A 26,011-nucleotide genomic window follows, 5' to 3' on the forward strand; every position below is an offset into this window, starting at 1 on the left:
CTATTTTTATAATCAGGTAGATAATCCAATTACGAAAAATAAAAAAACCAGTTCTAATTAGAACTGGTTTTTTTATTTTAGAATAGAGATGATTTGGATATTTAGATCTGATTATTTACATCATCATTTTTTGTTTCACGAATGAATAAGAAAGCGATGAGTGATAAAAGTGATGCTGCAGTAAGATAATAACCAACTGCATATAAACCATAAGTTTCAGCAAGTTTAGTGGCAATAAGTGGAGCAAAAGATGCACCAAAAATACCTGCCAAGTTAAACGTTAATGCTGAACCCGTATAACGAACTGAAGTTGGGAAAAGTTCAGAAAGAACAGTACCAATCGGACCATAGGTCAAGCCCATAATCGACAAGCCTGTACATAAGAAGAGAAAGACAATTAACGTATTTCCAGACTCTAACATGCTAGAGAAGAGCAAGCCGAAAATCGCAGCAGCAATACAAACACCAATAGAAGTAGCTTTACGACCAAATTTTTCTGCAAAAATAGCAGATAAAGGAATGAATGCAGCAAAGCACAGTGTGGCAAAGAGTTGAAGTTCCAAGAACTCACCGCGTGCATAGCCTAATTTAGTGGTTGCCCAGTTTAAGGCAAATACCGTCGTAAGATAGAACACCACAAAAGTACAGATTGCTGCAATCGTACCAAGTACAAGTTTGCCTGTATGTTTGGTTAAGACTTCTTTAAATGGAATATTTACTTCTTTTTGCTTATCCAAGACCTTTTGAAATGCTGGAGTCTCATGGAGTTTTAAACGAATATATAAGCCAACAATCACTAATACAGCACTTGCAATAAAGGGAATACGCCAGCCCCATTGCATGAATGCCTGCTCAGGAATGGCTGCACCCAATAATAAAAATGAACCTGTTGCTAAAATAAAGCCAATTGGAGCACCAAGCTGTGGGAACATGCCATACCATGCGCGCTTACCTTCAGGTGCATTCTCTGTCGCAAGTAATACAGCACCGCTCCATTCACCACCTAAACCTAAGCCTTGCCCTAGACGACATAGAGCCAATAGTAAAGGCGCGGCAAGACCAATTTGTGCATAGGTTGGAAGTAAACCAATACAGACTGTTGAAATACCCATGGTGAGCAAAGCTGCAACTAGAGTGGCTTTACGACCAATACGGTCTCCTAAATGACCGAATAATGCTGCACCGATAGGGCGGGCAATAAAGGCAATGGCGAAGGTTGCTAAAGATTGTAATACTGCGGCACTGCCACTACTAGCAGGGAAAAACAGGTGAGGAAAAATAATAACGGCAGCTGTTGCATAGATATAAAAGTCGAAGAACTCAATGGTTGTACCGACTAAGCTTGCAAACAAAACCCGCGCTTTTGAATTAGTGGCTACTGCCGGAGCAGCAGTCGCAGAAGTTGACTCCATATAAGACCTTATATCAGTTAAAATTTATTTTTAATTTACTATTCTTTTTAAAGACATATTTTTCTAAAAGAATAGCGTGAAAGAACATCATCCATGACTCTTTCAGGATCACTGAATAAGAGTGAAAAATGAACTAAACAATGTACCAATAGATAGCAAGAAAGTGTGCTCCTGCACCTAAAAGCACAAAAATGTGCCAGATCGCATGGGTATATCTTACCTTTTTTAACGCGTAAAACAATGCTCCGACCGTATAAGCTAAGCCGCCAATAATCAAGAAAATCAATGCGTCTTTACTCAAATAAGTACGCATATCATCCATTACAAAAACGGCAAGCCATCCCATTACAATATAGGCCAGCAAAGAAATTTTTTGAAAACGATGAATAAAAACTAACTTGAAAAGTGTACCAATTGCAGCAATGCTCCAGAGTGCAATCAGCAGAATATGGGCTTTTTGTGTAGGAATCGCGATGCTTAAGAAAGGGGTATATGTCCCAGCAATTAAATAATAAATAGCAGTGTGGTCTAGTTTCTTATACCAGTAACGTAGATTTTGTGTTTGAGCAAAGTGATAGAGTGTTGAACTCGTGAAAACTAGAATTAGACTAAATGAGTATACCCATAAACCCACCCACTGAGCAGTTGGAAGATAAGATCCCTTCATAATTAAAAAGATAGAAGCAATAACTGCCATAACGACACCAGCTCCATGGCTGTAGGCGTTAAGTAGTTCTTCTTTAGGATCGTAAGTTTCCAGCACAGATTTACTCATGAGTTTAATTTTTTTGATTAAAAATACAAATGTATAGAAATACAAAACAGTCGTAAAGTTATTTTATTTTTAATCCTAGACCCTTTAAACTTCTATTTTATATGAGTCTTCATTTTTTAGGTATATCCGTGTCGGTTTTCTCCTTTGAGCAAGAACAGCAATTCTTTTATGAAATCAAACAAATGCTTGATGAGCAGACTTTTGAGCGTTTGATTTTGAGCCAATATAAAGGAGAGTTGGAACAACTGGAAAAAATCACTTTCCGTGTTGTCGAGTTACATGGACAAAAACAGCTTTCAGCTCTATATCACCACACTACTCAGGATGTGACCAAAAACTATTCTTTTGAAGAGGGTTTGGAGCAGATTGCAGCGCTTTTAGTGCAGTGTAAGCAAGCGAACTTATTTTCAACTAGTCAAGAAATCCAACTTAAAAAAAATAAGAAAAAAGCCCTATTAAATATAGGTAAAAAGCAGACTGTAAATGCGACACAAACGGTTCAGACGCATGATCGTGAAAAGCAACGCTATGTACAGCAGGGCAATGCATTTCTAAAAGAGCTTGGTATTACCGATGAAAAAGGCCAAATCATTCCAAGCATGGCCCGTAAATGGAAACAGATAAATAAATTTATTGAAATTTTTGCGAGTGCCTATGAACAGATTGACGCATCTCAGCAAGAGCTACGGATTGTCGATTTCGGTTCAGGTAAAGGCTATTTAACTTTTGCTTTATATGATTATTTGCAAGAACAACAAAAAACACCTCTAATTACCGGTGTTGAATTACGCCCAAATCTGGTTGAATTTTGCCAAAAAGTTGCAGATAAAGTTGATTTCAATCATTTAGACTTTTTTGAGGGTGATGTACGTAGTTATCAACCGGAAAAGTTGGATGTCATGATTGCTTTGCATGCTTGTGACATTGCTACCGATTTTGCGATTCATACCGGCATTCGTTTAAATGCATCAATGATTATGTGTGCCCCATGTTGCCACAAAGAGTTACGCCCACAATTACATAGTCCCGAAGTTTTACAGCCAATGCTCCAATTTGGAATTCATGCTGGTCAGCAAGCTGAAATGTTAACCGATACATTACGTGCATTACTTTTAAAAGCTTATGGCTATGAAACTAAAGTTTTTGAGTTTGTATCGCTTGAACATACCAGTAAAAACAAAATGATTTTGGCGACGAAGCGTAAAGATGTTGCTCAGCCTGATGCCAAGATCATGGCTCAAATTCAAGCCTTGAAAGACATGTATGGTATTAAAAAACAAACTCTAGAATTGTTATTACAAGACCAGTTGCCTATCGAGAATATTGGTTGTAAGTGTTAAGTAGGTTAACCCATGTATAAAATTATAGCGGGTGTTTGGGAGCAGCTTGAGAAAGATGCCAAGCTCATCCGAGAGCAAGTTTTTATTCAAGAACAGGGAATTGCCCCTGAAGATGAATGGGATGATTTGGATGCTATGGTTTTGCACTTTATCGTGTATGACCGTGGGCAACCAATTGCTACAGCACGCTTGTTGCCGCAGCATAGCGTAGGGCGGGTAGCAGTTTTACTGTCATACCGTAAGCAAGGTGTGGGCAAAATTTTAATGCAGCATATTATTGATTATGCACGCCAGCAGAACTTACCTTATCTAAAGCTTTCAGCTCAAACTTATGTGACCGCGTTTTATGAAGCATTGGGCTTTGTAGTTCAAGGCGAGGAATATCTAGATTGTGGTATCCCACATATTGATATGACTTTAGAGTTAAATTGAGATTTCTTTTTAGAAATCTCAATTTGGCATTATTTCATTGCATTCCAGCTTTCAATGGCTTGTAAACCTGTTTCCAAGCCAACTTCATAGCTATAACGAAGTTTTTTCGGATTAGTACTTAAACGACCTGCCATATTCTTAAGGGGTGGCGGGCAAACTTCTAAAATTTGCTGCTCTGGATTATTGCTACGTACAAAATTGACCGAAGCATTATAGCGAGCACAGCGGCTACGTAAGCTGTTTGCAAAACCATAATGATGTTTAAACGCATATTTCGCGAGGAACTGATCACCTCTGCTGCTGGCTTTAAAGTAATTTTTCGGGCGAGTGCGTAAAACTAACAGTTTTTTGACATCACTTTGCTGAGCCGTCCAGCGAACAGGTAGGGCATCTGCAACGCCACCATCAAAGTATGGTTCACCCATAATATCGACGGGATGGCGCGTTAAAACTGGAATCGAGCTAGACGCACGAAGCGCATTTAACAAGTTGTCTTTACCCGCACGAAGATATTCAGCATGACCAGTTTTGGCATGCGTCAACACCATATAAAAATCAGGATTTTTAGCAAACAGACTTTGCTGATCAAGTGGATGCTCTTGCTCGCCAATTTCCCACATCCATTTTAAATCAAGTAAATCGCCGCCTTTAAAGAAGCGTTTGTAATCGATAAATTCAGGACGCAGGGAGTGATCGACATAAAACGTTAACGTGCGGCCTTGCTGGCCAGCTAAGTAATTTGCAACGTTGGTTGAACCAGATGATACGCCAACATATAAATCGAAAGGGTTGAACTGCTGCTGTAAAAAAGCATCAAGTACGCCACTGGTAAAGGCACCACGCATGCCTCCACCCTCTACAACAAGTGCATTACGGGAAAAATCTGTCATTTGATATCTAATTACTGAGTTGAGTTCTGATGTTCTTTCATATCCATTTCAGACATGTTGTCACTATGTTGAGCGTGTTGCTCTGTGGAATTTTCAGCTTTTTGCTGCATTTGCTCTTGTTGTGCTTTGCGCTGAGCTCCTGGCATATAGTCAGGTTCATTACTCATCGCTAAATAGAAAAAGCCAAGGAAAATCGCACTCAAAACACCAACGATCAGAACAAATTTCCAACCTAAAATTGCTGACTCGGAAGAATTTTTATCGGACATAAGGATTTCTCGAATGTGCTTTAGAAGCACAAAAATGAAGTCTATTTATAGCATATTTAGGCAGGAGGCTGAAATCTTAAAGGTCATAAAGAAAAACCCATATAAATAAAATATATTTATATGGGTAAGGTTTATGCAGTTTTTAAATATCCAATAAGTCTAAGTTATTGAATATTTTGTTTCTGCTCAGCTTTGGTTTTTAGCAAAGTTGGAGGTGTAAAACGTTCACCATATTTGGCAGTTAATTCTTCAGCTCGTTTTTGTGCTTTATCAGTACCGTATTGGTTGAGGAACTGGATCGCACCTCCGGTCCAAGGAGCGTAACCAATACCAAAGATTGAACCGACATTGGCATCAATAACAGTCTCTAATACGCCTTCCTCATAACAACGTAGGGTATCTAAAGCCTGTACAAACAGAATGCGATCGATCATATCTTGTTCAGAAATATCATGATCTTTTTGCCAGCGGTTTAAACCTTCCCACAGGTGCTTTTTACCACTTTCAGGATATTCATAGAAACCTGCACCGGCTGCTTTACCTTTACGGTTTAACTCTTGAATCATGGTATGAACGACCTCATCGACAGAGGTCTTAGGCAAATCTTTACCTTCGGCTTGTAGGGCTTTACGTGCTTCACTGGCAACATGTTCGGTTAAGGTTAAAGATACTTCATCCTGAATAGCGAGGGGACCTACAGGCATACCTGCTTTAAGCGCTGCCATTTCAATACGTGCTGGATGCACGCCTTCGGCAAGTAAACGCATGCCTTCTTGAATGAAAGTACCAAACACACGACTTGTAAAGAAGCCACGGCTATCATTGACAACAATCGGCGTTTTTCCAATTTGTTGTACAAAGTCGTAGGCTTTGGCAAGTGTGTCGCTTGAAGTGTTTTTACCTTTAATAATTTCGACCAACTGCATTTTGTCGACTGGGCTAAAGAAATGTAGTCCAATAAACTTCTGGGCATCTTTACTCGCCGTTGCCAAACCTGTGATTGGTAGGGTGGAGGTATTTGATGCAAAGATTCCACCTTCAGCTAAATATTGTTCAGCTTCTTGAGTAACTTTGGCTTTGAGCTCTTGGTTTTCAAATACTGCTTCAATAATTAAGTCACAGCCTTGTAAATCTTGTGCTGAGGCAGTGGCTGTAATGAGGGATAATACTTGGTCGCGTTTTTCTGTGGTCATACGGCCTTGTGAAACGCGTTTATCAAGGAGTTTCTGCGAATAGGCTTTGCCTTTTTCAGCATTTTCAATAGAGACATCTTTTAGTACAACAGGAATGCCTTTAATTGCGGTTGAATATGCAATACCAGCGCCCATCATACCTGCACCTAACACACCAACTTTGGTGGCTTGCCATTTTGCAATATCAGCAGGGCGGCTAGCACCAGACTTAATTGCATTTAGACCGTGCCAGAAAGTGCCGATCATATTTTTAGAGATTTGACCTGTGGTGAGTTTAGTGAAGTAACGAGATTCGATGCGTAACGCTGTATCGACATCGACCTGAGCGCCTTCGACTGCTGCCGCCATAATCGCTTCAGGAGCAGGGTAACAACCTTTTGTTTTGTCTCTTAACATGGCTGGGGCAATAGCAAGAACTTGAGCAACAGCTGGAGTCTTTGGATCGCCGCCCGGAATTTTATAACCCTTTACATCAAAAGGTTGTTGAGACTTAGGATTGGCTTTTACCCATGCAATCGCTTTATCTAAAAGCTCTTGTTCGTTTTCGGCAGTGTCATGTATCAGACCTAAAGATTTTGCTTTATCGACACCAAATTGCTTACCTTCCATTAAAAATGGGAATGCATTTTGAAGGCCAAGCAGGCGTACCATACGGACAATACCACCGCCACCTGGCAATAGACCTAAAGTAACTTCTGGTAGGCCGAATTTACTTTTTTGGTCATTGATTGCAATGCGGTGATGGCAACTTAATGCGATTTCCCAACCGCCACCAAGCGCCGTGCCATTTAATGCTGCAACGACTGGAATTCCTAGCGTTTCAATGGTACGTAAATGGCCTTTTAACTTTTCAACCATGTTGAAAAAATCAGTGGCATGTTCAGGCTGAACTTGAATAAGCTCATCTAAATCGCCCCCAGCAAAGAAAGTTTTTTTGGCTGAGCGGAAGATAACGCCTGAAAGTTCTGTTTCGGCTTTAAGTTTCTGCGTTGCCTCATCAAGCGAATCTCGAAACTCGGCATTCATGGTGTTTGCAGATTGACCAGTTGAATCAAGCGTTAAAATGACAATGTTATCGGCATTTTTTTCGTATTGGATTGCACTCATCTTTTATATCCCTAATCTTTATACGCGTTCAATAATGGTGGCAATACCCATACCACCACCAACACAGAGCGTAGCTAAACCGCGCTTTTTATTTTGACGTTCAAGCTCATCAAGTAGCGTGCCTAAAATCATGGCACCCGTTGCACCCAATGGATGACCTAAAGCAATCGCACCGCCATTTACGTTAACTTTTTCTGGTGGAACATTGAGTTCATTGATAAAACGCATCACAACTGCTGCAAAGGCTTCATTGACTTCAAATAGGTCAATATCATCAATAGTAAGTCCAGCTTTTTCTAACGCTTTACGTGCAGCAGGAGCAGGGCCAGTCAGCATGATCGTTGGGTCTGTCCCGACCAGTGCAGTCGCCAAAACTTTAGCGCGCGGTTTTAAGTTTTGTTCTTTCACGGCTTTTTCAGAAGCCAATAAAACAACAGCAGCTCCATCGACAATGCCTGATGAGTTACCTGCATGATGAACATGATTGATTTTTTGTGCTTCAGGGTATTTTTGTAAGGCAACAGCATCAAAACCCATTTGTCCCATCATTTCAAAACTTGGGTTGAGTTTAGTCAGTCCTTCAACTGTCGTATTTCCTTTAATAAATTCATCTTTTTCTAAAATAACCACACCCGAGTGATCTTTTACAGGAACCACAGATTGATCGAAATAGCCATTTGCCTGAGCTGCTGCAGCTTTTTGCTGAGAGTTTACTGCAAATGTGTCTACATCTTCGCGGCTATAACCATCTAAGGTTGCAATGAGGTCAGCCCCTACACCTTGTGGAACAAATGATGATTTAAGGTTTGTTTCAGGATCTAACGCCCACGGCCCACCATCTGAGCCCATTGGAATGCGTGACATTGACTCGACGCCACCAGCAACCACTAAATCTTCCCAGCCTGAGCGAACTTTCATTGCTGCCATGTTGACTGCTTCTAAACCTGAAGCACAAAAACGATTGATTTGCACCCCAGCAACATCATCATTCCAACCCGCTGCAATGGCGGCTGTTTTGGCTATGTCACCACCTTGGTCACCAATTGGCGTTACGCAGCCCAGAACAATATCGTCGACTTTAGACGTATCGAGTTGATGGCGCTGCTGTAATTCGTTTAATAAAGTGGTGAGTAAGGTAATTGGTTTTACTTCGTAAAGAGAGCCGTCTTTTTTTCCTTTTCCGCGTGGTGTGCGAATGGCATCAATAATATAAGCCTCGCTCATAACAGTTCCTTTTTTATTGCTTAAAATTTATTTGTGTTTTGAGTGTACTGGTTTTAATAGCGAGTGCAATGACGATAAGCGCACCCGTCAGGTGATGATTTTTGCCAATAGAGATACAAAAAAGCCCAAGTCATGCTTGGGCTAAATGTGAAACTAAAGAGATTAAAGAATTAGTGGTAGCCGTGTAGCTGGCGATATAAACCAGGAGTCACACCTGTCCACTTTTTAAATGCGCGGTGGAAAGTACTGGTTTCACTAAAGCCAACTTGTTGTGCAACATCTTCAAGTGTTAATTCAGGGTTGAGTAACAAGTGAATAGCAGCATCTCGGCGTAGGGCATCTTTCACGCCTTGGTAGCTCTTACCTTCAGCAGCCAAGCGGCGGCGTAAGGTTTGAGGAGACAAGTACAACATTGATGCAACGTCATTAAGCGTTGGCATTTCTTCACCAATCTGGCTTTTGAGCACATCACGAATACGAGAAGTCAGCGAGTTGGTGTTTTTGAATTTCACTAAAAGCTGAGCAGGAGCTGCTTTTAAGAACTCTTCTAGCGTTTTTTCATCTTGGCGGATTGGCAAATCAAGATAATCGGCCGCAAAGGTAATTTCAGTACGCGGTGCATCAAATTGCATGACTGGTGCAAAAAATAATGCATCATATTCATCTGCATGGGCAGGACGTGGATAGCTAAAATGAACACGTTCTAAAGGTAAGCGACGTTCAATCAGCCACGATGCCAAACCATGCCAAATCATTAACATACTTTCAGTAATGAAATGGTCTGGATCTAATGTTTTTGGAATGAGTGGAACTAAACGTGCTTCATGTTTGTCACGCTCTAGGCTTACAGACCATTCGTCACCGAATAATTTGTAAAATTGAGATGAGAGTTCAAGGGCTTGGCCCAAGGTTTTTGCATGAATAATCAACTGACACATAATGGCAAAAGTGCCCAAACGACGTGGCTGTACATCAAAACCAACGTGTTCATCTTGTGTGACCATCCACAACATTTTTATAAAACGAGTGTATTGTTCTGGCGAGATTCGAGCTTTAGGTTGACGTAATAGTTCCGCTTCGATACCCACATGTGAAAGTAACGTCTCGACATCCATGCCAAGGCGTTTTACGCCTGTTAAAGCCGCATTCACGAAGTGGATGCTAATCGTATCGCGACTCATATTGAATCCTTCAGTCTCTTTGATGTTCACTTTAAATTGACCTAAATGACCGTCTAAAAAAATAAATTGGCGATTTACAACAGAGTAAAAGCACTTTTTACATGTTAAATTGCCGAAATGATCAAGGTAAATGGCTGAACATGACATTGTTTTAGAATATTTGCTTAACTAATATAAAAGAAAATATGAATAATAGTGGTTAAAAAAACGATGACGACAGCATTAAATGGACTTAAAGTTCTAGATTTCTCGACCCTCTTACCTGGTCCTTTTGCCACAATGTACTTAGCTGATATGGGCGCAGAAGTCATCCATATTGAATCTCCATCACGTCCAGATTTAATTCGCATCATGCCGCCATATGCAAATGGACAAGCAACCGCACATAGTTATCTAAATCGAAATAAACAGTCGATTGTTCTCGATTTAAAAGATCCGGCTAGTATTGATCTGATTAAAGCCAAGATTTCTGAGTTTGATATTGTCATTGAGCAGTTTCGACCTGATGTCATGCGTCGTCTAGGGGTAGATTACGCCACGCTTGCAGAAATTAATCCGCGTTTAATTTATTGCTCAATTACAGGATATGGGCAAACAGGAAGTTATAAAGACCGAGCAGGGCATGACATTAACTATTTAGCTTTAGCTGGTATTGCTGGATATAGCGGCCGACAAGACAGTGGCCCGCCACCGCTTGGCATTCAAGTTGCTGATATTGCAGGTGGTTCACTTCATGCAGTGATTGCTATTTTAGCCGCAGTGGTTGAGCGCGCGCGTAGCGGTATAGGGCAATACATTGATATTTCCATGACCGATTGTGTTGCTAGCTTAAATAGTATGGCTGCGTCAGCCACACTTGCTGCACAGGTCGAGCAGGCGCCAGAGCATGGCATGCTCAATGGTGGCATTTTCTATGATTATTATATGACTCAAGATGGGCGCTATCTATCAATTGGTAGTCTTGAACCACAATTTATGTCAGGTTTATCAATAGCTCTTGATTTGCCACTATTATTACAAAAAGGTGCTTCATTAGATGCCGATGACCGACAAGAAGTTAAACAAGCTATTCAAGAAAAAATTAAAACTAAATCATTTAAAGAATGGCATGAAATATTCGCAAATCTTGATGTGTGTGTAGAACCTGTCTTAAGTTTAAATGAGGCTTTAAATTCGCCACTAGCACAACAACGTGGATGGATTGTGGATGTACCTTTGCAAAATAATACATCAGATACAGAGCCGCAGTTGGCGTGTCCAATTAAGTTTTCACGATCTCAAATGAGATATTCCTTTATAGGTCAAAAGCTTGGCGAAGGAAGTTGGTAAGGGCTTAATGTTATTTTTTAGCCAGGGTCGATGAAAATTATTATCTGATTAATCAATTGATTAACATTTTGAATAATTTCTTTACATAAAATTAGCGTACCCTTAATAAACAAAGACATAAAAGGTATGTAAACATGAAAGCACATAAATCCTTGATGGCTTCTTGTTTATCCGTTTTATCAATTACCCTTTTTATTCAGCATGCACAAGCTGCAGCTGCATTTGACCCAAATAGTCCGTGGATGTTGGGTGATTGGAACGGTCAACGCACAGCGTTACAAGCACAAGGTTATGATTTTTCGTTTGGATATACCGGTGAATATGCTGGTATTTTAGACTCAAAGCAGACATCTACCCATGGTAGTGCTTATACAGGGCAACTTGCTTTAGGAACTCATTTTGACCTAAATAAAATTTTAGGTTGGCAAGATACAGAAGCTCAAATCACATTAACTTATCGTGATGGGCAGTCGCTTTCTGAACACTCACCAGCTTTAGCAGGGCACTTAAGCTCGGCACAAGAAGTGTGGGGGCGTGAGCAGACTTGGCGTTTAACAGATTTATGGATCAAGAAGAAATTCATGGATCAAAAGTTAGACGTTAAAGTCGGTCGTTTTGGCGAGGGTGAAGACTTTAATAGCTTTGACTGTGATTTCCAGAACTTGGCGCTCTGCGGCTCTCAAGTAGGGAACTGGGTCGGCGATCAGTGGTATAACTGGCCAGTTAGCCAATGGGCAATGCGTGTTAAATATAACTTGCAACCTGACTTATATACGCAAGTGGGTGTATATGAATATAACCCAGAAAATCTGGACCGAGGCAAAGGTTTTAACCTAAGTACTGATGGTTCGCATGGGGCGATTATTCCTGCTGAAGTGGTTTGGTCACCTAAATTAGGTGCTCAAAGTATGTCTGGTGAATACCGTTTAGGGTATTACTACAGCACTGCTGATGCCGAAGAAATTGCTGATAAGACCAAAAACTCTCATAAGCAAGGTGTTTGGGTAACTGCAAAACAAAAATTATTTCAGCCTGCTGATCAAACAGACCGCGGTTTGACTGGTTTTGTGAACCTCACTTTCCACGATTCCGACACCAACAAAATTGATAACATGCAAAATGTAGGCTTAGTCTATAAAGGTTTGCTGAATCAACGTCCTCAAGATGAGTTGGCATTAGGTGTTGCGCGTATCCATATCAACGATGATTGGAACGATGTCCAAAATAAAGAATATGACACTGAATACAATACCGAGCTTTACTACGGTATTCATGCGACAAATTGGCTGACTATCCGTCCAAATGTGCAATATGTTCGTCATGTTGGTGCATTAAAAAATGGTGATAACACTTGGGTAGGCGGTATTAAATTCTCAACTGCATTCTAAGCGTAATTACTCCGAAAACGGATTGTCGAGGGTTAAATCATTGATTGACATAACTTGACCTTCCGTTTTTTTCTTTGTGCCTGAGTTTTATTTTAGATGTATTGGTATGCCAGTTTTTTGATCAAAAGCTTGGCGTATCTTTCCGATAAAAATGATGATTGATAAGAGGTGATTTATGAATCAACCTACTTCAAGATCAGGTTTAACGACTTTTACCGTAATTATTATTGGGTTATTAGCGTTATTCCTGTTAATTGGAGGTATTTGGCTCGCTACATTAGGCGGTTCAATTTACTATATTATTGCTGGTGTATTACTCCTGATTGTTGCATGGCAACTGTATAAGCGCGCTTCCACAGCATTGTGGGTGTATGCCGCTTTAATGCTAGGTACCATTATTTGGGGAGTCTGGGAAGTTGGAACTGACTTCTGGGCTCTTGCACCGCGTTTAGATATTTTAGGCATTCTTGGTTTATGGTTATTGGTTCCAGCCGTAACTCGTGGAATCAGCAACCTTGGATCAAGTAAAGTTGCGTTATCTTCAACGTTAGCAATCGCTATCTTGTTGATGGTTTACTCTGTTTTCAATGATCCGCAAGAAATTAATGGTGAAATCAAAACACCTCAACCAGAAACTGCTCAAGCAGTACCTGGTGTTGCCGAGAGTGATTGGCCCGCTTATGGTCGTACTCAGGCAGGTGTGCGTTATTCTCCGTTAAAACAGATTAATGACCAAAACGTAAAAGATTTGAAAGTTGCTTGGACTTTACGTACTGGCGATCTTAAAACGGGTAATGACTCTGGCGAAACAACCAATCAGGTTACTCCGATTAAAATCGGTAATAACATGTTTATCTGTACAGCTCATCAGCAATTAATCTCGATTGATCCTGCTACAGGTAAAGAAAAATGGCGTTTTGATCCGAAGCTTAAAACGGATAAATCGTTCCAGCATTTAACTTGTCGTGGTGTGATGTACTACGATGCAAACAACACAACTGAGTTTGCAACGAGTCTTCAAGGCAAGAAATCTGACTCTACACAATGTCCGCGTAAAGTCTTTGTTCCTGTGAATGACGGCCGTTTAGTTGCGGTGAATGCTGACACTGGTAAAGCATGTACTGACTTTGGTAAAAATGGTGAAGTGAACTTGCAAGAGTTTATGCCATACGCTTACCCAGGTGGTTACAACCCAACATCTCCTGGTGTCGTGACTGGTTCAACTGTTGTTATTGCTGGTTCGGTAACAGATAACTACTCAAACAAAGAGCCATCAGGTGTAATTCGTGGATACGACGTTAACACTGGTAAACTTCTTTGGGTATTTGATACAGGCGCAGCAGATCCAAATGCAATGCCGGGCGAAGGTACGAATTTCGTTCATAACTCACCAAATGCGTGGGCTCCTTTAGCATACGATGCCAAACTTGATATCGTTTATGTGCCAACAGGTGTAGGTACTCCAGACATCTGGGGTGGTGACCGTACTGAACTTAAAGAGCGCTATGCAAACTCAATGTTAGCGATTAATGCCTCTACTGGTAAATTAGTATGGAACTTCCAGACAACCCATCACGATTTATGGGATATGGATGTACCATCTCAGCCATCTTTAGCTGATATTAAAAACAAAGCTGGCCAAACTGTTCCTGCAATCTATGTATTGACGAAAACAGGTAATGCTTTTGTTCTTGATCGTCGCAATGGTCAACCAATTGTTCCTGTGACTGAAAAACCAGTTCCGCAAACAGTTAAACGTGGGCCACAAACGAAAGGCGAGCATTATTCAAAAACTCAGCCATTCTCTGACTTGAACTTGGCACCACAAGACAAATTGACTGATAAAGATATGTGGGGTGCCACAATGCTTGATCAGCTCATGTGTCGTGTTTCGTTCAAACGTCTAAATTACGATGGTATTTATACTCCACCATCTGAAAACGGTACTTTAGTTTTCCCTGGTAACTTAGGTGTGTTTGAGTGGGGCGGTATGTCGGTTAACCCTGACCGTCAGGTTGCTGTAATGAACCCAATCGGATTGCCATTTGTGAGCCGTTTGATTCCTGCTGATCCAAACCGTGCGCAAACTGCAAAAGGTGCGGGAACTGAGCAGGGCGTACAACCAATGTACGGCGTACCTTATGGCGTAGAAATCAGCGCATTCTTATCTCCACTTGGTTTACCTTGTAAACAACCAGCTTGGGGATATGTTGCAGGCGTAGATTTGAAAACCCATGAAGTGGTATGGAAAAAACGTATTGGTACAATTCGTGACAGCTTACCGAACTTGTTCCAATTACCAGCTGTAAAAATTGGTGTTCCTGGTTTAGGTGGTTCAATCTCTACTGCCGGTAATGTCATGTTTGTTGGTGCAACTCAAGATAACTACTTACGTGCATTTAATGTCACTAACGGTAAGAAACTTTGGGAAGCGCGTTTACCAGCGGGTGGACAAGCAACACCAATGACTTATGAAATCAATGGTAAGCAATATGTTGTAATTATGGCCGGTGGTCATGGTTCATTTGGTACGAAAATGGGCGACTATTTAGTGGCTTATGCCTTACCAGATAACAAATAAAATGCTTCTATAAAAAGGGCCTGGATTTATCCAGGCTTTTTTTATGTCGATTTATATTAAAGCTTATCAATAAAACCGTTATTAAATATGCAAAAAAAGCATTTTATTGATGAATAAAAGCTCGCTATGCTATCTGCCTTAATAATGAAACTACTAGCCGTACGCCATGTATTTATATACCGATTTCGATCAGCAGCTGATTAATCAACGAGTTGCTCAGTTCCGCGATCAGACAGAGCGCTATTTAGCGGGCAAACTTTCTGAAGATGAATACCGTCCATTACGTTTGCAAAATGGTTTATATGTGCAACGCTATGCGCCTATGCTGCGTATAGCCGTGCCGTATGGCTTAATGAATTCAAAACAATTACGTAAAATTGCTGAAGTTTCAACTGAATATGACCGTGGCTATGCACACGTATCTACTCGCCAAAATATTCAGTTAAACTGGCCAGCTCTTGAAGATGTACCAGAAATTTTAGCTGAACTTGCAACCGTACAAATGCATGCCATTCAAACCAGTGGTAACTGTATTCGTAATACAACGACTGACCAATATGCAGGTGTGGTTGCAGGTGAAATTGCAGACCCACGTCCAACATGTGAATTGATCCGTCAGTGGAGTACGTTCCATCCTGAATTTGCATTCTTGCCACGTAAGTTCAAAATTGCCGTTTCTGCACTTGAAGAAAAAGACCGTGCAGCAACAGCATTCCATGATATTGGTGTATATATCGTGCGTAATGAAGCAGGTGAAATCGGCTACAAAATTATGGCTGGTGGTGGTTTAGGCCGTACTCCAATCATTGGTAGCGTCATTCGCGAGTTTTTACCACGTGAAGATTTAATTGCATATTTAGAAGCAGTTTTACGTGTTTATAACTTACATGGTCGTCGTGATAATAAATATAAAGCGCGTATCAAAATTCTAGTGAAAGCGTTAACTCCTGAAGTTTTTGCTCAGAAAGTTGAAGCTGAATTTGAACATACACGTGAATCTTTGAAAATTCAGCCTGAAATCTTGAAAAAACTGGATGAAGAATTCATCCCATTTGACTATCAAGATTTGCCAGATGAAGACTTCACTGCTTTATTTGCTGAGCATCCAAAATTCAAGCAATGGTTCAATATCAACACACATGCGCATAAAGTGAAGGGCTATCGTATTGTTACGATTTCTCTAAAACGTGCAGGTATTGCACCGGGTGATATGACAACCGAAGAAATGAACTTTATTGCAGATCTTGCTGATAAATATACTTTCGGTGAACTTCGCACGACTCACGAACAAAACATTGCTTTGGCAGATGTGCCTCAAAAAGATTTGTTCGATGTATGGCAAGCGCTTGAACAACAAAATATGGCTCGTGCACATATTGGTTTTATTACCGATATTATTAGTTGCCCAGGCGGTGATTTCTGTTCACTGGCAAATGCGAAATCAATTCCAATTGCTGAAGCAATTACACGTCGTTTCGATGACTTGGACAAAGTTTATGACCTTGGTCATTTAGACTTAAATATTTCTGGTTGTATGAACGCCTGTGGTCACCACCACGTAGGTAACATCGGTATTTTAGGTGTAGATAAAAAAGGTGCTGAATTCTACCAAATTACATTAGGTGGTAATTCGGACCATGATGCATCAATTGGTGACATCTTAGGGCCATCATTTGCTGCAGATGCAGTGCCTGACGTAATTGAAGAAATATTAAATACTTATCTTGATTTACGTACTGAAGGTGAGCGTTTTGTTGACACATATCGCCGTGTAGGAATTCAACCATTTAAGGAGCGTGCATATGCTTAATACAGCTCTACCAGTGCTTTATAAAGATGGCACGATCGCTGACAATACTTATCAAATCATTGCTGAAGATGGTGTTATTCCTCAAGGTGACGTTGTTGTAACAACAGCTCAACTAGAACAATTAGCAAACATTCAAGGTAAAAAAGCTTTGTATGTTACTGTGAATGATTCACCTGAAGATCATACATTCCCATTAAACGAGCTTAATGCAATTTTCATTGAGTTTGCAGGTTTTGGTGATGGTCGTGGTTACTCATTTGCTGCACTATTACGTCGCCAAGGTTTCCAAGGTGAATTACGTGCAACGGGTGATGTATTTAAGGATGTCTTAAACTACTTAAAACGTTCTGGCTTTGATAGTTTTGTCGTAAAAGAAGGCAAAGATGTGCAAGAAGCGGCGGCAGGTTTGCAAGACTTTACCAACCCGTACCAAGCTTCAACTGCTGTACCGCAAGCAAGTTATCAAACTGGCGCTTAAATAGATTTCAAATACGAAAGCTGAACTTAGGTTCAGCTTTTTTTATAAATAATTTTTAAATGATTTAACTGAAGAACAAGAATGCTAGGCTTAATTTCAAAAATAAATCCCGGTGCCTGGTGGCTATTATTTGCCATCGCGACGGATGTACTCTCAACATTCTATTCTGCCAGAGGTAATGGCTTAGTTAATAAGACAGCTCAAGGTATCGCTCTTATTCTATATATGATCTCTTTCGCTTGTGCTGCTATTGCTTTGAAATATATGCAGGCTGGAATTCTGTACGTACTTTGGTCTGGAATTGGCGTATTAGCGACAGCTTTTCTAGCAAAGATTTTTCTTGGGCAAAATATTGATGTGGCAGGATGGGTCGGAATTGGATTCATTACGGTGGGGCTGATGATTATTGCTCAATATTCCAATATCGATATTTAAGACCTCATAGAAATATCAGAGTACTTCTATGAGGTTAAGTGTTGAAATATTAAGTATCAAGCTGGCAGTTAACCATCCACTTTATACCGAACTGGTCGGTAAAAGCGCCGTACAATGCGCCCCAGAACGTTTTTTCTAGAGGCATTTCGATTTGACCATTTGCAGATAAAGCATCAAAAAGCTGCTTTGCTTTTTCTTGCTCATCTTTTTCAAGGTTAATCGAAATGTAGTGATTATTACCTTGGGTAAAGACACTATTTGGTGCACAGAATTGATCATTTGTATCTGATGCCATAAGTACGGTGTATTCATTAATTGGCAGTGAAACATGAAGAACTAGATTCTTATCGGCTTCCGATAAAGTCACGCCTTCAGTAGGTGGCATATCGCCATAGCGGCTCAACATGCCAAACTCACCGCCAAAAACTGACTTATAGAAATTAAAGGCTTGCTCTGCCTGACCTTGAAAGTTGAGATAGTGATTGAGTTGCATTGTTATAGTCCATTGTTGTTTTCATTTAGAAGAATAAGTTAAAACGTAAAAGTGATTTTGTGGGTCATTTTTTGTAGTTTTTTCATAAAAAAATCCCGCCGAAGCGGGATTTTGAAATATTGTTTTTTTAATTAAATGAGTTCAATTGCAACGGCTGTAGCTTCACCACCACCAATACAAAGAGCAGCAATACCTTTTTTACCGCCAGTGCGTTTAAGAGCATGGATCAACGTAAGAATGATACGAGAACCTGTAGAACCAACAGGGTGACCTAATGCGCAAGCACCGCCATTGATATTTACTTTTTCAGCATCAAGTTTGAAATCATCAATTGGGCACATGGTGACCATGGCAAAAGCTTCGTTAATTTCCCATAAGTCGACATCTTGAGCATTCCAGCCAGCTTTTTTCAGAACTTTCTCGATGGCACCAACAGGAGCGATTGTAAATTCTGAAGGGTGCTGAGAGTTTGATGCTGTTGCGATAATTTTCGCAAGCGGCTGTAAACCACGTTGAGCAGCAACTTCACTTGATGTCAGTACTAACGCAGATGCACCATCCGAAATAGAACTCGCATTTGCTGCGGTGATTGTTCCGTCTTTTGCAAAAGCTGGTTTAAGTGAAGGAATTTTGTCGATCTTTGCATTTAGAGGTTGTTCATCTTGATCAACAACAACATCGCCTTTGCGACTAGGTACGGTAACCGAAACAATTTCATCTTTGAAATAGCCTTCAGTAATCGCTGTTTGAGCACGTTTCAAAGAACGAATTGCAAAGTCATCCATTTGCTCACGTGTATAGCCACGTGTGTTTGCCATATCTTGAGCAAAAGAACCCATTAAACGACCAGTTTCAGCGTCCTCAAGTCCATCAAGAAACATATGATCCTTAATTTCGCCGTGACCCATACGATAGCCAGCGCGTGCTTTTGGTAAAACATAAGGCGCATTTGTCATGGACTCCATACCGCCAGCAACAACAATTTCAGCACTGCCTGCTTTAATCATATCGGTTGCTTGCATTACTGCTTTCATGCCAGAGCCACAAAGCTTATTAATAGTCACAGCACCTGTAGAATCAGGTAAGCCTGCTTTACGCATTGCTTGACGAGCAGGGCCTTGTTTTAAACCAGCAGGAAGAACACAACCCATAATGACTTCTTCGACATCAGTAGGTTGTAAACCTGCTCTTGCGATTGCTTCTTTAATGGTTACAGCACCTAGTTCAGGCGCAGTAAGTCCCGATAACGATCCTTGAAAACCACCCATGGCAGTACGAGCACCATTAACAATTACGATGTCAGTCATTGTTCTAATCTCCAGTTGTTCTTAATCTCAAAATAAGAAATGTTTAAAACCTAGGCAGTATATTGCAAAAATCAGAGAGAAATATCTTCTGCATTAGACTGTAGAGTTCTAACAATTTTTAAAATCTTCTAAACGAATATGTCCCATTTTGCTGAGAACCAATTTAAAGTTTTTAAGCTGATCATAAGAACAATAAGTAAAACTGCCGTTAGACTCACGTGGCAGTCCAGTGTCTCCTTGAAATACGATACTATTGAGTTTTTTTCCAAACTTTTGAAATTTTAAAGAACCATAACGATGATTAAGTTCAACATTGGTCAATATCTCTTCGTCGCTTTCTCTTTGTAGATTATGATTTGTGTCTACAAAGCTTATAAGGCTTGTATCCCAATTACTATTACACAGCGTTAAATCAACACTTGGGCAAAGTACGACACTCTTATGTCGTAGAATTGCGTCATATTTGGCTTTTTGTATATGAATTGTCAGTAGTCGAGGAGTGTTTTTTAATTCTACCGAAGCCATAAATTGATGGTATAAAGGAAGAGCTATAGTGAACATAATCATAAGAATTGCGAGCGTTATAGTGAGTTCCATTAGTGTGAAACCAGGAGATTTAAACATTAAAATTCCTTAATATATAAAAGAATATTTTGATTTTATGCGTTCTATCAATGATTTATATAGCTTTTTATAATGAGGAAACACAAAATTAAATAAAGGTTATCAGGACGCTAGAATACTGGTAAAATCACCCTAAGCGAAAGAAAGAAGTTGTTCATATTTTCTAGTTGAGTAAAAAATTACCGAATTACAACGGAAATTGTAAGTAATTTTGTCAATAATTTACTTGATTAAAATTATCAAGCACTTGGAAAGTCTATCAAGTGTTTGTATGATTCAAATGTGAATAGCTTAAAAATAATACTGGGGTAAAAATATCTCAGGGGCCAATAAATTTAGGCTGAGCTTGAACAACAATTGTTATCTCTGGAGGATATCCATGAAATTGAGTCGTATTGCACTTGCTATGCTTGTCGCTGCTCCATTAGCTGCTGCTAATGCTGGCGTAACTGTTACACCATTATTGCTTGGTTACACTTTCCAAGACAGTCAGCACAACAATGGTGGTGACAAAGGTGAGTTAACTAACGGACCTGAATTACAAGACGATTTATTCGTTGGCGCAGCTCTTGGTATTGAGTTGACACCATGGTTAGGTTTCGAAGCTGAATATAACCAAGTTAAAGGTGATGTAGACGGTCTTGCTGCTGGCGCTGAATACAAACAAAAACAAATCAATGGTAACTTCTATGTTACTTCTGATTTAATCACTAAAAACTATGACAGCAAAATCAAGCCATACGTATTGTTAGGTGCTGGTCACTACAAATACGAGATTCCTGATCTGTCTTACCACAATGATGAAGAAGGTACTTTAGGTAATGCTGGTTTTGGTGCTTTCTGGCGCTTAAACGATGCTTTATCTCTTCGTACAGAAGCTCGTGGTACTTATAACTTTGACGAAAAATTCTGGAACTATACAGCTCTTGCTGGTTTAAACGTAGTTCTTGGTGGTCACTTGAAGCCTGCTGCTCCTGTAGTAGAAGTTGCTCCAGTTGAACCAACTCCAGTTGCTCCACAACCACAAGAGTTAACTGAAGACCTTAACATGGAACTTCGTGTGTTCTTTGATACTAACAAATCAAACATCAAAGACCAATACAAGCCAGAAATCGCTAAAGTTGCTGAGAAGTTAACTGAATACCCTAACGCTACTGCACGTATCGAAGGTCACACAGATAACACTGGTCCACGTAAGTTAAACGAACGTTTATCTTTAGCTCGTGCTAACTCTGTTAAATCAGCTCTTGTAAACGAATACAACGTTGATGCATCTCGTTTGTCTACTCAAGGTTTCGCTTGGGATCAACCGATTGCTGACAACAAAACTAAAGAAGGCCGTGCTATGAACCGTCGTGTATTCGCGACAATCACTGGTAGCCGTACTGTAGTTGTTCAACCTGGTCAAGAAGCAGCAGCTCAATAATTTGAGTTTTTGAACAGTAAAAAAGCGACTCGTTAGAGTCGCTTTTTTTATTGCGATTTTTAAAATATTTAGTCATTTCTACGTCTCCTTAATCATAATTTCTTTCGATTTTGGTCTAAATTATTTACCAATCGCCTTTTCTTAATTGCTGTTTAGTATCTTGTCTATCTCTACGATGTTGAACACGAGGCTTTTCCGTTTCATGCATCCCGCCTTTGTGAAGTAAAGGGGAGAGAGCCACCTGATTACGGACTTTGATTTTTGACATTTCTTTAATTTTCATGTTTTAACCTTTAATACATAAAACTTGTTTAAGTGTGTGGACAACTTCAATGAGGTCGGCCTGATTTGCCATGACTTCATCAATATCCTTATAAGCACTTGGAATTTCGTCGACAACGCCACTGTCTTTACGGCACTCAATACCTTGGGTTTGTTCAATAAGATCTTGCTGGTTAAAAAGGTTTTTTGCCTTGCTTCGACTCATCTTACGACCTGCGCCATGAGAACAAGAACAAAATGACTCAGGGTTTGCTTTACCTCTGACGATATAAGATCTTGCCCCCATTGAACCTGGGATAATGCCTAATTCATCTAAACCAGCACGAATTGCGCCTTTTCGGGTAATCAATAAATTTTCACCAAAATGTATTTCACGGCTTACATAGTTATGGTGACAATTAATTGCTTCTTTTGTCATTTGAAAAGAGGGTAGAAGAGGACGAATTGCTTCTAATATTAATCGCATCATTTCTTTGCGATTTTCAAAAGCATATTCTTGAGCCCATTCTACCGCTTCCACATAATCATCGAAACTTTTTGAGCCTTCGGCAAAATAACTCAAATCTTTATCAGGTACATGACCAAAACGATGCTGAGCTTCTTTCTTGGCTAACTCAATAAAATAAGTGCCAATAACGTTACCAAGCCCTCTGCTACCCGAATGCAGCATAATCCATACGTCTTGATTTTCATCAATACAGAGCTCGATAAAGTGGTTTCCGCCACCTAAAGTGCCCAATTGTTTTTGCCATGTCGCATCAAATTGTCGAAGCATCCGGATAAGACCAGGATGCTTTTTGATAATCCGCTCTAAGCTTTTTTCAAGTGGAATAATGCTTGAAGCTTTTGCCTTGATTTGTTTGTGTAAGGCAAATCCAACGGGGACTTTGCGCTCAATAGCATCTCGTAAACGACTTAAACTATCTGGCAATTGAGAAGCCTTTAGACTTAAACGAATTGCATTCATCCCACAGCCAATATCTACGCCTACAGCAGCAGGAATAATGGCATGTTTAGTCGGAATAACACTGCCTACGGTAGCGCCTTTTCCGACATGAACATCTGGCATAACAGCAATATGTGAGTATATAAATTGCAGTTGAGCCATTTTCTTGAGTTGTTCGATACTTTCACTATCTATATCTTGAGTGAAAATTTTAACGGGGACACCATACAGTGCCTCCTCATTTAATATTTTTTGTATGCCCATAATTTTTCTCTTATTTTTGTCCGAGCAGGCATAAAAAACCTAGCGAATGCTAGGTTTTAAATTTGAGCATTCGGACAAGTGAAGTGAATTTGTACACTTGTCCGTGAGCTGACATCGTGCCAAATTATTTAGTCTGTTTTACCTTGTACTGTTGGCATGATGTCCTCCTTATTTAAAAGTGCCGTTGAAAATCTGAACGGGATTGTACGCTTTTTAAATCAAAGATCAAGTTTTTGATCTTTGATTAACTTTAAATTACCTATTGGAACCGACTTTTAATCTTGTTCAGGTTTGACGTTCATCTGATCATAAGGGATCAGTTTGGTTTTATTTTTCCACTTATAGCCTAACCAGATAATTAAGAACAATGGCAAGCTAATATAGGTTGAAAGTAGGCCTAACCAGTCAATTTTGCCACCTAAAATGGCTTGATAGTTTTGTCCCAAAATAATGATTGAACATAGGATAAATGCAAACCAAGGGGCAAATGGGAAAAATTTGGCACGGTATGCTAAATCTTCTAATTTATAGCCTTGAGCAATATAACCTTTGCGGAAACGATAGTGCGAAATAGCAATACCTAACCAAACAATAAAGCCGCACATACCAGACATATTGAGTAGCCAGTTAAATACTTGTTTTTCACCAATAAAGGTTGTTAAAAAACAAAATGCAGCGATAAATGTTGTGGCATATAGTGCATTCATTGGAACACCACGACCATCAAGTTTTGCAAACCACCTTGGCGCACGGCCTTCCTGAGCCATTTTGAACAACATACGGGTTGAAGAATACATGCCCGAATTGCCTGCAGATAAAATAGCGGTAAGAATGACGGCATTCATTAAACCAGCAGCAAAGGCAAAGCCAACTCTTTCATAGAGTAAGGTAAATGGAGAAAGTGCGATATTTTCAGTGGTAGCAGCTTGTAATAAATTTGGGTCATCATAGGCAATGAGAGTGCCGATAATGAAAATACATAAGATATAAAACAGTAAGATTCGCCAGAAAATCTGTTTGATTGCAAGTGGAATCGTTTTCTTTGGATCTTTTGATTCGCCAGCGGCAACGCCAACCATCTCAGTTCCTTGGAATGAGAATCCGGCAATCATTGCTACACCAATCATGGCCTGCAAACCACCTACAAAAGGTGCTTCTTTATAGGTCCAGTTTCCAAAAGCTGCGACACCTGGGGTTAGCATAATCTTAATGATCATGGCTAAACCAATGATAATAAAGGCAATAATGGCGATCACTTTTACCATTGAGAACCAGAATTCGCTTTCGCCGAATCCCTTTACTGTCATGGCATTAATCATAAAGATAACAATAAGGAACAGGGCACTCCAATAGAAGCCTGGTATATCAGGGAACCAGAATTTCATAATAAACTGAACTGCAACAAGTTCGAATGCAACTGTAATCGCCCAGTTATACCAGTAGTTCCAACCTAAAGCGAAGCCAAAGCCTTCTTCGACATAACGACTGCCATATGTAAAAAAAGCACCAGAAGTCGGATTGTGGGTTGCAAGCTCACCTAAACTGGTCATTAAGAAGTAAATCATAATGCCAATGAGAGAGTAGGCGAGTAGCGCTCCACCTGGGCCAGCATTTGCAATGGTTGATCCAGAAGCAAGGAAGAGGCCTGTACCAATGGAACCACCAATGGCGATCATATTCAGATGACGAGCCCCGAGCTTACGCTGGAGTTTTTCAGGAGCATGTGTTTCGCTCATGGAGATTCCTTACATAGTTTGTTATGCACAGGCATATAACACCTTAAAGCCTTGAAGGTCAGTTTTAATCTGGCACTGACCAAAGTGCTTCTCAATTAAGATCGGATAGTTTAAAAAACGGTTTGCTACAATCCATAGCTCACCTGATGCCTTTAAATGTTTTTTAGCGTTCTGGCAGAGTCCTTCACTTGCATCATAGTTGGTATGAATACCTTGATGAAAAGGAGGATTACTGACAATGGCATCGAGTTCTGTTGGAGCGTCTGCAATACCTATAACAGGCTGCAATCTCAACTGGTCTGAACCTATTCCATTTCGACTAAAAGTCATTTCCGTTGACCGTAAAGCGAAAGCATCAATATCTAGGGCATGAATAATATTACTTGAATTTATTTTTGCCAAATAGCAACTGATAATTCCAGCACCACACCCGAAGTCGGCAATTCTACCTGATTTCACCTGATTAAGATAAGGGAGTAAAACAGCAGTTCCGACATCTAGATGATTTTGGCTAAAAACACCAGGGAGGGCGCAAATCGTAAGCTCTTGTTCATTCACCTGAACAGTATAAGTTTTAAGCCATTTTTCCAGAGGTTTAATCTGTTCTGTTTTTTCAATCTTTAAGTGCCACAATTGACAGTGGCGGGCACTATCAAGTTTTAGTACTTTGCCGAAGTTTTGTAATTGTTTAGCGGCTCTTTCTACGCCACCCTTTTTTTCACCGACTAAAAAAACAGCTTGATTGGTTTTAAGGTGACTCATCACTACATGCAATATGTAATTCAAGAGCTCTTTAGATTTTGGAACAAAAATGATTGCTTGGTCGAATTCTTGTGATGGAAACTCAACTGAGAAGTGCGCTTTTGTTCCACTATTTATAAATCCCTGATAGTCGGCATGGTTCCATGTCCAGACTGACGCATCAGTCCCAGTGGGTAATTGACTGACTAAGGCATCATTCGGTGCATTAATTAACAAGATTCTACCTTTTAAATAGTCTTGCTGTCTTAATACCACTTCACTTCTAGGATCCATGTACATCTCTCATGAAGAAGAATGCCCAGTGGGAGCTGGGCAGTAATCAAAATT

At 40.1% G+C, this 26,011-nt stretch carries 23 protein-coding genes; 9 read left to right on the forward strand and 14 right to left on the reverse strand.

The features are described 5' to 3' along the window. Nucleotides 1-101 precede the first annotated feature (101 nt). Nucleotides 102-1,412 carry an MFS transporter gene (locus BMW38_RS12865; RefSeq protein WP_092708693.1) on the reverse strand — a complete coding sequence of 437 codons (1,311 nt, stop codon included), beginning with the start codon at nt 1,410-1,412 and terminating at the stop codon, nt 102-104. A gap of 133 nt (nt 1,413-1,545) precedes the next feature. Continuing rightward, on the reverse strand, nt 1,546-2,187 hold the full coding sequence (locus tag BMW38_RS12870) for a PAQR family membrane homeostasis protein TrhA (protein WP_003655229.1): 642 nt from the start codon (nt 2,185-2,187) through the stop codon (nt 1,546-1,548). A gap of 128 nt (nt 2,188-2,315) precedes the next feature. Between BMW38_RS12870 and BMW38_RS12875 the strand changes: the two genes are divergently transcribed. After that, on the forward strand, nt 2,316-3,527 hold the full coding sequence (locus BMW38_RS12875; RefSeq protein WP_092708696.1) for a class I SAM-dependent methyltransferase: 1,212 nt from the start codon (nt 2,316-2,318) through the stop codon (nt 3,525-3,527). Between the two features lie 12 nt (nt 3,528-3,539). Beyond that, nucleotides 3,540-3,959 (forward strand): GNAT family N-acetyltransferase, encoded by a 420-nt coding sequence (locus BMW38_RS12880; protein ID WP_092708700.1) that lies wholly within the window; start codon nt 3,540-3,542, stop codon nt 3,957-3,959. Nucleotides 3,960-3,988: 29 nt separating this feature from the next. Here BMW38_RS12880 and BMW38_RS12885 read toward each other — a convergent pair whose 3' ends face one another. From BMW38_RS12885 to BMW38_RS12905, 5 genes are all read right to left on the reverse strand, one after another. Continuing rightward, nucleotides 3,989-4,849 (reverse strand): patatin-like phospholipase family protein, encoded by an 861-nt coding sequence (locus BMW38_RS12885; protein ID WP_092708703.1) that lies wholly within the window; start codon nt 4,847-4,849, stop codon nt 3,989-3,991. Nucleotides 4,850-4,860: 11 nt separating this feature from the next. Further along, on the reverse strand, nt 4,861-5,118 hold the full coding sequence (locus BMW38_RS12890; protein ID WP_004638947.1) for a hypothetical protein: 258 nt from the start codon (nt 5,116-5,118) through the stop codon (nt 4,861-4,863). Between the two features lie 164 nt (nt 5,119-5,282). Beyond that, on the reverse strand, nt 5,283-7,418 hold the full coding sequence (locus BMW38_RS12895) for a 3-hydroxyacyl-CoA dehydrogenase NAD-binding domain-containing protein (RefSeq protein WP_092708706.1): 2,136 nt from the start codon (nt 7,416-7,418) through the stop codon (nt 5,283-5,285). Between the two features lie 18 nt (nt 7,419-7,436). Continuing rightward, a complete protein-coding gene (locus tag BMW38_RS12900) occupies nt 7,437-8,642 on the reverse strand; it encodes an acetyl-CoA C-acetyltransferase (protein ID WP_092708709.1) in 1,206 nt (401 codons plus the stop codon). Nucleotides 8,643-8,812: 170 nt separating this feature from the next. Further along, complete coding sequence (locus BMW38_RS12905; RefSeq protein WP_004638954.1) at nt 8,813-9,823, reverse strand: AraC family transcriptional regulator; 1,011 nt, start codon at nt 9,821-9,823, stop codon at nt 8,813-8,815. Nucleotides 9,824-10,033: 210 nt separating this feature from the next. Between BMW38_RS12905 and BMW38_RS12910 the strand changes: the two genes are divergently transcribed. The 6 genes from BMW38_RS12910 to BMW38_RS12935 all read left to right on the forward strand — a co-directional run bounded on the left by BMW38_RS12910 (nt 10,034) and on the right by BMW38_RS12935 (nt 17,844). Continuing rightward, nucleotides 10,034-11,152, forward strand: a complete 1,119-nt coding sequence (locus tag BMW38_RS12910) for a CaiB/BaiF CoA transferase family protein (protein WP_092708802.1) — start codon at nt 10,034-10,036, stop codon at nt 11,150-11,152. Between the two features lie 155 nt (nt 11,153-11,307). Beyond that, nucleotides 11,308-12,540 (forward strand): carbohydrate porin, encoded by a 1,233-nt coding sequence (locus BMW38_RS12915; RefSeq protein ID WP_080632415.1) that lies wholly within the window; start codon nt 11,308-11,310, stop codon nt 12,538-12,540. A 175-nt stretch (nt 12,541-12,715) separates the two neighbouring features. Beyond that, entirely contained in the window at nt 12,716-15,121 is a 2,406-nt protein-coding gene (locus BMW38_RS12920) for a glucose/quinate/shikimate family membrane-bound PQQ-dependent dehydrogenase (protein WP_092708712.1), read from the forward strand. A 166-nt stretch (nt 15,122-15,287) separates the two neighbouring features. Next, nucleotides 15,288-16,931: a nitrite/sulfite reductase gene (locus tag BMW38_RS12925; RefSeq protein WP_092708715.1), complete on the forward strand. Its 1,644-nt coding sequence runs from the start codon at nt 15,288-15,290 to the stop codon at nt 16,929-16,931. After that, entirely contained in the window at nt 16,924-17,409 is a 486-nt protein-coding gene (locus tag BMW38_RS12930) for a DUF934 domain-containing protein (protein ID WP_092708718.1), read from the forward strand. The genes BMW38_RS12925 and BMW38_RS12930 overlap by 8 nt, the downstream gene beginning before the upstream one ends. Before the next feature lie 81 nt (nt 17,410-17,490). Then, nucleotides 17,491-17,844 carry a DMT family transporter gene (locus BMW38_RS12935; protein WP_004638961.1) on the forward strand — a complete coding sequence of 118 codons (354 nt, stop codon included), beginning with the start codon at nt 17,491-17,493 and terminating at the stop codon, nt 17,842-17,844. 49 nt (nt 17,845-17,893) lie between these two features. Here the strand turns inward: BMW38_RS12935 and BMW38_RS12940 are convergent, their stop codons facing one another. The 3 genes from BMW38_RS12940 to BMW38_RS12950 form a co-directional block, all read right to left on the reverse strand. Then, entirely contained in the window at nt 17,894-18,337 is a 444-nt protein-coding gene (locus tag BMW38_RS12940) for a VOC family protein (protein ID WP_017389828.1), read from the reverse strand. A 131-nt stretch (nt 18,338-18,468) separates the two neighbouring features. After that, nucleotides 18,469-19,644, reverse strand: a complete 1,176-nt coding sequence (locus tag BMW38_RS12945) for a thiolase family protein (RefSeq protein WP_005036248.1) — start codon at nt 19,642-19,644, stop codon at nt 18,469-18,471. Between the two features lie 108 nt (nt 19,645-19,752). Continuing rightward, entirely contained in the window at nt 19,753-20,268 is a 516-nt protein-coding gene (locus BMW38_RS12950; protein WP_092708721.1) for a GspH/FimT family pseudopilin, read from the reverse strand. Nucleotides 20,269-20,647: 379 nt separating this feature from the next. Between BMW38_RS12950 and omp38 the strand changes: the two genes are divergently transcribed. Then, nucleotides 20,648-21,694: an outer membrane protein Omp38 gene (gene omp38 / locus BMW38_RS12955; RefSeq protein ID WP_092708723.1), complete on the forward strand. Its 1,047-nt coding sequence runs from the start codon at nt 20,648-20,650 to the stop codon at nt 21,692-21,694. A 124-nt stretch (nt 21,695-21,818) separates the two neighbouring features. Here omp38 and BMW38_RS19440 read toward each other — a convergent pair whose 3' ends face one another. The 4 genes from BMW38_RS19440 to BMW38_RS12970 form a co-directional block, all read right to left on the reverse strand. Continuing rightward, the gene (locus tag BMW38_RS19440; protein ID WP_170834069.1) at nt 21,819-21,977 is read right to left on the reverse strand and encodes a hypothetical protein; all 159 of its coding nucleotides are present in this window, start codon (nt 21,975-21,977) and stop codon (nt 21,819-21,821) included. Between the two features lie 3 nt (nt 21,978-21,980). Continuing rightward, nucleotides 21,981-23,186 carry an RtcB family protein gene (locus BMW38_RS12960; protein WP_092708725.1) on the reverse strand — a complete coding sequence of 402 codons (1,206 nt, stop codon included), beginning with the start codon at nt 23,184-23,186 and terminating at the stop codon, nt 21,981-21,983. A 275-nt stretch (nt 23,187-23,461) separates the two neighbouring features. Beyond that, the gene (locus BMW38_RS12965) at nt 23,462-24,922 is read right to left on the reverse strand and encodes an amino acid permease (protein ID WP_092708728.1); all 1,461 of its coding nucleotides are present in this window, start codon (nt 24,920-24,922) and stop codon (nt 23,462-23,464) included. 21 nt (nt 24,923-24,943) lie between these two features. Continuing rightward, complete coding sequence (locus BMW38_RS12970) at nt 24,944-25,957, reverse strand: class I SAM-dependent methyltransferase (RefSeq protein WP_092708731.1); 1,014 nt, start codon at nt 25,955-25,957, stop codon at nt 24,944-24,946. Between the last annotated feature and the right edge of the window lie 54 nt (nt 25,958-26,011).

It is taken from the genome of Acinetobacter sp. yr461 (genome assembly GCF_900110445.1).
GTDB lineage: Bacteria > Pseudomonadota > Gammaproteobacteria > Pseudomonadales > Moraxellaceae > Acinetobacter > Acinetobacter calcoaceticus.